The sequence below is a fragment of the Streptomyces atratus genome, assembly GCF_900119365.1.
GTDB lineage: Bacteria > Actinomycetota > Actinomycetes > Streptomycetales > Streptomycetaceae > Streptomyces > Streptomyces atratus_B.
The window spans coordinates 99,806-108,403 of record NZ_FPJO01000015.1 but is presented as its reverse complement, the minus strand read 5'-3'; the positions used below and the strand labels follow the sequence as shown (position 1 = coordinate 108,403).

11 protein-coding genes and 1 tRNA gene are annotated in these 8,598 nt (G+C 69.3%); 8 read left to right on the top strand and 4 right to left on the bottom strand.

Annotated elements, in window-relative coordinates:
* Nucleotides 1-73 (top strand) — tRNA-Glu (locus tag BT364_RS23820).
* 85 nt (nucleotides 74-158) lie between these two features.
* On the opposite strand, the gene BT364_RS23815 is transcribed toward BT364_RS23820, so the two are convergent.
* Complete coding sequence (locus tag BT364_RS23815) at nucleotides 159-800, bottom strand: MerR family transcriptional regulator (protein ID WP_072487276.1); 642 nt, start codon at nucleotides 798-800, stop codon at nucleotides 159-161.
* Between the two features lie 89 nt (nucleotides 801-889).
* On the opposite strand from BT364_RS23815, the gene BT364_RS23810 reads away from it, so the two are divergent.
* Nucleotides 890-1,387, top strand: a complete 498-nt coding sequence (locus BT364_RS23810; protein ID WP_072487275.1) for a DUF4188 domain-containing protein — start codon at nucleotides 890-892, stop codon at nucleotides 1,385-1,387.
* A 69-nt stretch (nucleotides 1,388-1,456) separates the two neighbouring features.
* Here BT364_RS23810 and ndgR read toward each other — a convergent pair whose 3' ends face one another.
* Complete coding sequence (gene ndgR, locus BT364_RS23805; protein WP_072487274.1) at nucleotides 1,457-2,173, bottom strand: IclR family transcriptional regulator NdgR; 717 nt, start codon at nucleotides 2,171-2,173, stop codon at nucleotides 1,457-1,459.
* A 174-nt stretch (nucleotides 2,174-2,347) separates the two neighbouring features.
* On the opposite strand from ndgR, the gene leuC reads away from it, so the two are divergent.
* The 4 genes from leuC (at nucleotide 2,348) to BT364_RS23785 (ending at nucleotide 5,527) form a co-directional block, all read left to right on the top strand.
* The gene (leuC, locus tag BT364_RS23800) at nucleotides 2,348-3,772 is read left to right on the top strand and encodes a 3-isopropylmalate dehydratase large subunit (RefSeq protein WP_072487273.1); all 1,425 of its coding nucleotides are present in this window, start codon (nucleotides 2,348-2,350) and stop codon (nucleotides 3,770-3,772) included.
* A 5-nt stretch (nucleotides 3,773-3,777) separates the two neighbouring features.
* Nucleotides 3,778-4,386, top strand: coding sequence for a 3-isopropylmalate dehydratase small subunit (gene leuD, locus BT364_RS23795; RefSeq protein ID WP_072487272.1), 609 nt, complete (start codon nucleotides 3,778-3,780; stop codon nucleotides 4,384-4,386).
* A 104-nt stretch (nucleotides 4,387-4,490) separates the two neighbouring features.
* Nucleotides 4,491-4,718, top strand: coding sequence for an SCO5555 family protein (locus tag BT364_RS23790; RefSeq protein WP_072487271.1), 228 nt, complete (start codon nucleotides 4,491-4,493; stop codon nucleotides 4,716-4,718).
* Nucleotides 4,719-4,861: 143 nt separating this feature from the next.
* Entirely contained in the window at nucleotides 4,862-5,527 is a 666-nt protein-coding gene (locus BT364_RS23785; RefSeq protein ID WP_072487270.1) for an HU family DNA-binding protein, read from the top strand.
* A 110-nt stretch (nucleotides 5,528-5,637) separates the two neighbouring features.
* Here the strand turns inward: BT364_RS23785 and BT364_RS43210 are convergent, their stop codons facing one another.
* Together BT364_RS43210 and cofC are read right to left on the bottom strand one after the other, a co-directional pair.
* Nucleotides 5,638-5,841 (bottom strand): hypothetical protein, encoded by a 204-nt coding sequence (locus BT364_RS43210; RefSeq protein ID WP_072487269.1) that lies wholly within the window; start codon nucleotides 5,839-5,841, stop codon nucleotides 5,638-5,640.
* Between the two features lie 10 nt (nucleotides 5,842-5,851).
* Nucleotides 5,852-6,589 carry a 2-phospho-L-lactate guanylyltransferase gene (gene cofC, locus BT364_RS23775; protein WP_072487268.1) on the bottom strand — a complete coding sequence of 246 codons (738 nt, stop codon included), beginning with the start codon at nucleotides 6,587-6,589 and terminating at the stop codon, nucleotides 5,852-5,854.
* 149 nt (nucleotides 6,590-6,738) lie between these two features.
* Between cofC and BT364_RS23770 the strand changes: the two genes are divergently transcribed.
* Both BT364_RS23770 and BT364_RS23765 read left to right on the top strand, forming a co-directional pair.
* Nucleotides 6,739-7,491, top strand: coding sequence for a lysophospholipid acyltransferase family protein (locus tag BT364_RS23770; RefSeq protein ID WP_072487267.1), 753 nt, complete (start codon nucleotides 6,739-6,741; stop codon nucleotides 7,489-7,491).
* Nucleotides 7,488-8,498 (top strand): NAD(P)H-dependent glycerol-3-phosphate dehydrogenase, encoded by a 1,011-nt coding sequence (locus BT364_RS23765; protein WP_072487266.1) that lies wholly within the window; start codon nucleotides 7,488-7,490, stop codon nucleotides 8,496-8,498. The genes BT364_RS23770 and BT364_RS23765 overlap by 4 nt, the downstream gene beginning before the upstream one ends.
* The last annotated feature ends 100 nt before the right edge of the window (nucleotides 8,499-8,598 follow it).

The following is an 8,598-nucleotide window of genomic DNA, read 5'->3' as shown; positions in this document are numbered from 1 at the left end:
GCCCCCGTTGTGTAGCGGCCTAGCACGCTGCCCTCTCACGGCAGTAGCGCCGGTTCGAATCCGGTCGGGGGTACAACAGCAGGACAGACAAAGGCCCTTCACCTCGGTGAAGGGCCTTTGCTGTTGGCCTGCGAGGCCCGTTCGGGCCGCGGCCCCGTTCAGAGGCCGTAGCGCCGGGCCGACTCCTCCTCCTGGGCCATCCGGCGCAGGGACATCAGCAACGGCTCGTAGAGCACGGCCGACGCGACCGCCATCTCCACCTGCTCCGACTCCGTGGGGTGCGTCTCCATCATGTCCAGGTCCTGGACGGCGACTTGATGCATCAGACCGGCCTGCTCGGCCAGGTAATCGATGTCGCATGGGTAGCCGAGGCGGATCAGGGTGGCCACCGAGGACACCAGCGCGCGATACGTGGGGGAGAGGGAGCCGATCTCCTGCGACGTCGCCCAGCCGATCCGGTCCAGGAGCCGCTCGACCTCCGCGCGGGCGGTCGCGGTCTCCGGGGCCTCCTCGTCGGGGTCGGGGCCGTGCGGGAGCGACCACAGCGCCGCGCCCAGCCGGATCGTCCGGCCCAGGGAGTCGTCGTCGATGTGGGAGAGGACCTCGCGCGCCGTGGCCACGGGAAGGCGGCCCACCTGGATCAGGGCCCGCACCAGACGCAGTCGGCGCACATGCCTCTCGTCGTAATCGGCCTGCGTCGCGGTGATCCGCCGGCCGGGGTGCAGCAGCCCCTCACGCAGGTAGTACTTGATCGTCGCGGTCTTGACGCCGCTCTTCTCGCTCAGTTCCGAGAGCCGCATGTTCCGTGCCTTCCCTTGCGCCACCTCTTGGGCAGTGCCACTATCCAATCATTGGATAGTGAAACTCTCCAACAGGCGAAGGGGTAGGCATGTTCGCGAAGCCGAATCCGGGACGGACCACTGCCGCGGCCGAGGGTGAGGTGGTCGTGCTGCTCATCGGGATGCGCATCAACCACTTCTGGGGCGTGCACCATTGGCTGCCCGTGCTGTTGGCGATGGGGCGCATGCTGCGGGAGTTGGGCAAGGACAAGGGGCGCGGCCTGCTGGGCCACACGCTGTTGACCGGCTCGCCGCGGACGTACTACGTCGTCCAGTACTGGGAGTCGAAGGAGAAGCTCTACGCGTACGCGAGCGCTCCCGACATGTTCCACCGCAAGGCCTGGGCGATCATGAACCGCAAGGAGAAGAAGTCCCGGCGGCACGTGGGGCTGTGGCACGAGGCGTACATGGTGCCCGAGGGCGGTTACGAATCGATCTACGCCGACATGCCGGCCCACGGGCTGGCAGGGGCGACCGGCGTACTGCCGCTGGAGGTGCGCGGTCGTCGGGGGGCCGACCGTCTCGCACACCGCTCGTCCGCGAAGTGAGGCTTCGCGAGTGAGGTTCTGAGAGGGTGCCGCCACGACGCTGGGGCGGCCGGGGACTTGCCGGATGCGTCAGCCGTTACGGCGCAGGGCCTCGCTGAGTCTGGCCGCCGAATCGATGACCGCCTGGGCGTGCATCCGGCCCGGGTGCCTGGTCAGCCGCTCGATCGGTCCGGAGACCGAGACGGCGGCGACCACTCGGTTCGAGGGGCCGCGCACCGGGGCCGATACCGAGGCCACGCCCGGCTCGCGCTCGCCGATCGACTGGGCCCAGCCCCTGCGCCGTACGCCCGAGAGCGCCGTCGCCGTGAAGCGGGCGCCCTGGAGGCCGCGGTGCAGGCGCTCCGGCTCCTCCCAGGCCATCAGGATCTGGGCCGACGAGCCGGCCTTCATGGTGAGCGTGGAGCCGACCGGCACGGTGTCCCGCAGGCCGGACAGCCGCTCCGCCGCCGCCACGCAGATCCGCATCTCGCCCTGCCGGCGGTAGAGCTGCGCGCTCTCGCCGGTGATGTCGCGCAGGTGCGTGAGCACCGGGCCCGCAGTGGCCAGCAGGCGGTCCTCGCCCGCTGCCGCCGCGAGCTCCGCCAGCCGGGGGCCGAGAATGAAACGGCCCTGCATGTCCCTCGCCACCATCCGGTGGTGTTCCAGTGCCACGGCCAGCCGGTGGGCCGTGGGTCGTGCGAGCCCGGTCGCCGCGACCAGCCCGGCGAGGGTGGCCGGACCGGACTCCAGGGCGCTCAATACCAGAGCTGCCTTGTCGAGAACGCCGACGCCGCTAGAGTTGTCCATACGACGATACTCCCGTCTCACTCTGTGAAACGCAAGTTCAATATTCGGCGAAAGTTGCGAACCTGTACGGGCGGCCACACAACGGCCCGCAGTCACCGCCCCGCACGGGGGTCCGGACGGCGGCGCACCGAATCTCTAGTTGGGCCGGCGAAGACGCCGGCCGGAGGGAAAGCGATGGGTAGGACACTCGCGGAGAAGGTCTGGGACGACCATGTCGTCCGGCGCGCCGAAGGTGAGCCCGACCTCCTCTTCATCGATCTGCACCTGCTGCACGAGGTGACCAGCCCCCAGGCCTTCGACGGCCTCCGGCAGGCCGGACGCCGGGTGCGGCGCCTCGATCTCACCATCGCCACCGAGGATCACAACACCCCGACCCTCGACATCGACAAGCCGATCGCCGACCCGGTCTCCCGCGCCCAGCTGGAGACCCTGCGCAAGAACTGCGCGGAGTTCGGCGTACGGCTGCACCCCCTGGGCGACGTCGAGCAGGGCGTCGTGCACGTGGTCGGCCCGCAGCTGGGCCTGACCCAGCCCGGCACCACCGTGGTCTGCGGCGACTCCCACACGTCCACGCACGGCGCCTTCGGCGCGCTGGCGTTCGGCATCGGCACCAGCCAGGTCGAGCACGTGCTGGCCACCCAGACACTGCCGCTGGCCCGCCCGAAGACCATGGCCATCACCATCGACGGCGAACTGCCCGACGGCGTCACGGCCAAGGACCTGATCCTCGCGATCATCGCCCGGATCGGCACCGGCGGCGGCCAGGGCTACATCCTGGAGTACCGCGGCTCCGCCATCGAGAAGCTCTCGATGGAAGCCCGGATGACCATCTGCAACATGTCGATCGAGGCCGGTGCCCGGGCGGGCATGATCGCCCCGGACGAGACCACCTTCGACTACCTCAAGGGCCGCGACCACGCCCCGCAGGGCGAGGACTGGGACGCCGCCGTCGCGTACTGGAAGACGCTGCGCACCGACGACGACGCGGTCTTCGACGCCGAGGTCGTCATCGACGCGGCCGAGCTGGCCCCGTTCGTCACCTGGGGCACCAACCCCGGCCAGGGCGCGCCCCTGTCGGCCAACGTCCCCGACCCTGCTTCGTACGAGGACGCCTCGGAGCGCAATGCCGCCGAAAAGGCCCTGGAGTACATGGGGTTGACCGCCGGCCAGCCGCTGCGCGAGATCAACGTGGACACCGTCTTCGTAGGCTCCTGCACCAATGGCCGGATCGAGGACCTGCGCAACGCGGCCGCGATCCTGGACGGACGCAAAGTCGCCGACGGGGTACGGATGCTGGTCGTCCCGGGCTCCGTCCGGGTCGCCCTGCAGGCCGTCGAGGAGGGCCTGGACAAGGTCTTCACCGCCGCGGGCGCCGAATGGCGGCACGCCGGCTGCTCGATGTGCCTCGGCATGAACCCCGACCAGCTGGCCCCCGGCGAGCGCTCCGCCTCCACCTCGAACCGCAACTTCGAGGGCCGGCAGGGCAAGGGCGGCCGTACGCACCTGGTCTCCCCGCAGGTCGCCGCCGCCACCGCCGTGCTGGGCCACCTGGCCTCGCCCGCCGACCTGTCCGACGCCCGTACGCCCGCCGGAGTCTGAGAATCATGGAAGCTTTCACCACGCACACCGGCCGGGCCGTCCCGCTGCGCCGCAGCAACGTCGACACCGACCAGATCATCCCCGCCCACTGGCTGAAGAAGGTCACCCGGGACGGCTTCGAGGACGGGCTCTTCGAGGCCTGGCGCAAGGACGAGAACTTCGTCCTCAACCGCCCGGAGCGCAAGGGTGCCACGGTCCTGGTCGCCGGGCCCGACTTCGGTACCGGATCGTCCCGCGAACACGCCGTGTGGGCGCTGCAGAACTACGGTTTCAAGGCCGTCGTCTCCTCCCGGTTCGCCGACATCTTCCGCGGCAACTCGCTGAAGAACGGGCTGTTGACCGTCGTGCTCGACCAGAAGGTGGTCGACGCGCTCTGGGAGCTGACCGAGGCCGACCCCACGGCCGAGATCACCGTCGACCTGGAGGCGCGCCAGGTCCGCGCCGAGGCCACCGACGGATCGCAGCTGACCGCCGACTTCGAGCTCGACGAGAACTCCCGTTGGCGACTGCTCAACGGGCTGGACGACATCAGCCTCACCCTTCAGAACGAAGCGGACATCGCGACTTATGAGGCGGCAAGGCCGACCTTCAAGCCACGTACAATTAACGCCTGAGCAGCACGTTTCCAGGACTGCGCCCCCTGCCATCTGGTAGGGGGCGCAGTCGCTTGTTGAGACCCCGTCGGGCGACAACTCGCCCCAGATGGCACAATCGGTGCATGGAACGCGACAGCCAACTCAAGCTTTACGGCCAAGTCGCCGACCGATTGAAGGAAGCGCACACAAGAGTGCGCGCACTGCAAGTCCCGGAGGGCGTAAGGATGGCGCTGTCCCGGAAGCTGTTGGTCATCACGGCCGCGGCTAAGCACGATCTCCCGGATGCGGCAAGGCGTCTGGACCGGTTGATGAAGGACCTCGATGAGGGCCGATTCCCCGAAGGTGACTGACTCTGCGGAACTGTGCAGCGGTCGACTTCGTTGCGGCACTAGGGTGATTAGCCCGTTTCGTGTTTGATTTGCGGTATATATCTGCCTAACGTGCGAAAACGCTTGAACACTTTCGTTCTGGCAATGTCTCCGAAGGGGAAGACGTGAACAAGGCGCAGCTCGTAGAAGCGATTGCCGACAAGGTCGGAGGCCGCCAGCAGGCCGCCGACGCCGTCGACGCGGTACTCGACGCGATCGTCCGTGCGGTTGTCGCGGGGGACCGTGTCTCGGTCACCGGCTTCGGCTCGTTCGAGAAGGTCGACCGCCCCGCCCGTTACGCCCGCAACCCGCAGACGGGTGAGCGCGTGCGGGTCAAGAAGACCTCGGTTCCCCGCTTCCGTGCGGGCCAGGGCTTCAAGGACCTGGTGAGCGGCTCGAAGAAGCTCCCCAAGGGCGGCGAAGTGGCCGTGAAGAAGGCGCCCAAGGGCAGCCTCTCGGGCGGTCCTTCCACCCGTACGACGACCAAGGCCGCCGCCAAGAAGGCCGCGGCGAAGAAGGCCACGGCGAAGAAGGTCACCGCCAAGAAGACCACCGCGGCGAAGACCGCGGCGGCCAAGAAGACCACCGCGAAGAAGACCACCGCGGCGGCCAAGAAGACCACGGCGGCCGCGAAGAAGACGACCGCTGCGGCGAAGAAGACGACGGCCGCCAAGAAGGCTGTCGCCAGCAAGACCGCGCCCGCGAAGAAGGCCACGGCGAAGAAGGCGCCCGCGAAGAAGACCACCGCGCGCAAGACCACGGCGAAGAAGGCCACTGCACGGAAGAAGTGAGACCGAGCCGCGCAGGGCTACTACTCACACGCGCCGGGCCGGGCTCCCCTCGGGGAGCCCGGCCCGCGGGCTGTCACGGGCGCCGTGCGCGCTGCCCGGAATGTCCGCGTTCAGAACGTCTGCAGCGTCACCAGGGTGATCCGCAGCTCCGCACCCTCGCCGCTGCCCTCGATCCGCACCCGCTGCCCCGGACGCAGCAGCCGCAGACCGCCCGCGTCGAAGGCCTGGGCGTCGAAATCCACCGGGGTGCCGTCGTCGAGCAGCACGCTGCCGGTGCGGGTCTCGGGGTCGTAGGTGTACGAGGTCGCCTGCATGGGCGGAAGCCTATCGGTCCGGTGGGACAGTCGTTGAAGGTTCACCGCCGCAGGCCCGGGCGGGAGCCGCGGCGGCCCGGGAGGCCCCCATGTCCCAGTGTCCCGCGGTGTGTGCGCCCACGCCCAGTGTCAGCGCCGCCCGCAGATCACCGCCGGTGTCCACGTCCTGGCGGACCGAATCGATGCCGGTCAGATCGATTTCCACCGCGCCGGAGTCCAGGTGCCGGGCCCGGGAAGGGCCGCCGAAAGCCGGACGCAATTCCACTCCCGGCGCAGCCGACAGAAATGTCGTCCCGATTCCTGCCGCATCGGTAACAAATGCGCGAGGGAATTCGGCGGAATAGTTGAGTACCCGGGTCAATTCTGCGGGGCGCAGCGCGGGCAGATCCGCGTTGAGCGCGGCGACCGCGGCCCGGGGACGCCGGGCCCGTACCGCCCGCTCGCCGTGTGCCAGCGCGGCGTTGAGCCCGCGGTCGGGCTCGTCGGGGACGACGCGCGCCCCGATCGCGGTGAGGGCCGCCCGGGCCTCCGGGTCGTCCGTGACCACCACCACATCCAGCACCGCCGGGCAGGAAAGGGCGGCGGCCACGGTGTCCCGGGCGAAGGCGAGGGCGAGCCGGGGGCGCAGTTCGGGGCCCGTCGCGGGCGTCAGCCTGCTCTTGGCCCGCGCCAGGGGCTTCAACGGGACGACCAGGGACCAAGAACCGGTCGGGTCGGTGTTCGTGGCGATCTCCCCCTCGGTGCGCATCGCCGCCTATTCTCGCCTGCCGGTGCGAGAACCCGGAGGGTCGGTCCCGAAAGCGGGGCGTACGGTGTTCTCGACAGAGCAGGGGCCTGGGGCGAGACTTGACCGTCGGTAGCCAGGCAGAGTTCAGGTCCTTAGAGGAAGGTGTCCGAGTGTCCCGCCGCAGAATCGGCTTCTGGTACCGCCTGGCGGCGGTCATCGCAAAACCGCCGTTGGTGGTTCTGTTCAAGCGTGACTGGCGGGGGATGGAACACATTCCGGCCGACGGCGGATTTATCACCGCGGTCAATCACAACTCCTATCTGGACCCGCTTTCCTACGGCCACTTCCAGTACAACACCGGACGGGTGCCGCGGCTTCTCGCCAAGGCGGGCCTGTTCAAGACCCCCTTTGTCGGAATGATGCTGCGCGGTACCAGACAGATCCCGGTGTACCGCGAGACGACCAACGCGCTGGACGCCTTCCGGGCCGCCGTCAACGCCATCGAGCGCGGCGAATGCGTCGCCTTCTACCCGGAGGGCACGCTCACCCGCGACCCCGACATGTGGCCGATGGCCGGCAAGACCGGTGCCGCCCGCGTCGCGTTGATGACGAAGGCCCCGGTCATCCCCGTCGCGCAGTGGGGCGCCAATCTCGTGATGCCGCCCTACGCCAAGGAGAACAAGCTCCGGCTGTTCCCCCGCAAGACCCTTCAGGTGCAGGCCGGACCGCCCGTGGACCTCTCCCGGTTCCACGACAAGGAACCGACGCCCGACGTCCTGCGCGAGGCGACCGAGGCCATCATGGCCGCGGTGACCGAGCAACTGGAGATCGTGCGGGGCGAGCAGGCCCCCGCACAGCCCTACGACCACCGCAAGGCCCGCGAGGAGCAGCGCCGCAAGGCCGAAGGAGAGGGAACCAAGTGACGCACCCCGCAAAGGCGGCCGTCTTCGGAACCGGCTCATGGGGTACGGCCTTCGGCATGGTCCTCGCCGACGCCGGCTGCGAGGTCACCCTCTGGGGCCGTCGCGCCGAGATCGCCGAGGCCGTCAACACGACCCGTACCAACCCGGACTACCTGCCGGGAATTGAGCTCCCCGCCTCGGTCCGGGCCACCACCGACGCCGTCGAGGCGCTGGACGGCGCCGACTTCGCCGTGCTCGTGGTGCCATCGCAGACCCTGCGCGCCAACCTCGCCGAATGGACCCCGCACCTCGGTTCCGACACCGTTCTCGTCTCGATGATGAAGGGTGTCGAACTCGGCACCGCGAAGCGGATGAGCGAGGTCATCGAGGACGTCACCAAGGTCTCCGCGGACCGGGTCGCCGTCATCACCGGGCCCAATCTGGCCAAGGAGATCGCCGAACGCCGTCCCGCGGCGGCCGTCGTCGCCTGCCAGGACGAGTCCGTGGCCCAACGCCTCCAGAGCGCCTGCCACACCTCGTACTTCCGCCCGTACACCAACACCGACGTGGTCGGCTGCGAACTCGGCGGCGCGGTCAAGAACGTCATCGGCCTGGCGGTCGGCATCGCCGACGGCATGGGTCTCGGCGACAACGCCAAGGGTTCGCTGATCACCCGGGGCCTCGCCGAGACGACCCGCCTCGGCCTGGCCATGGGCGCCGACCCGCTGACCTTCTCCGGACTCGCGGGCCTGGGCGACCTGGTGGCGACCTGCTCCTCGCCGCTCTCGCGCAACCACACCTTCGGCACCAACCTCGGCCGCGGCATGACGCTCCAGGAGACCATCGCCGTCACCAAGCAGACCGCCGAGGGCGTCAAGTCCTGTGAGTCGGTGCTCGATCTGGCGCGCAGGCACGGCGTCGACATGCCGATCACCGAGACGGTCGTCGGCATCGTCCACGAGGGAAAGCCGCCGATGGTCGCGCTGGGCGAGCTGATGTCGCGCAGCGCGAAGCCCGAGCGGCGCTGAAGCCGGCCGGGGGCGGCCGGAGCGGTGAACGTCCATGGTCACCGCTGCGGCCGCCCCCGGCCGCGCTGACGCGAGTGGTACCAGCAGGTACGCTCAACGC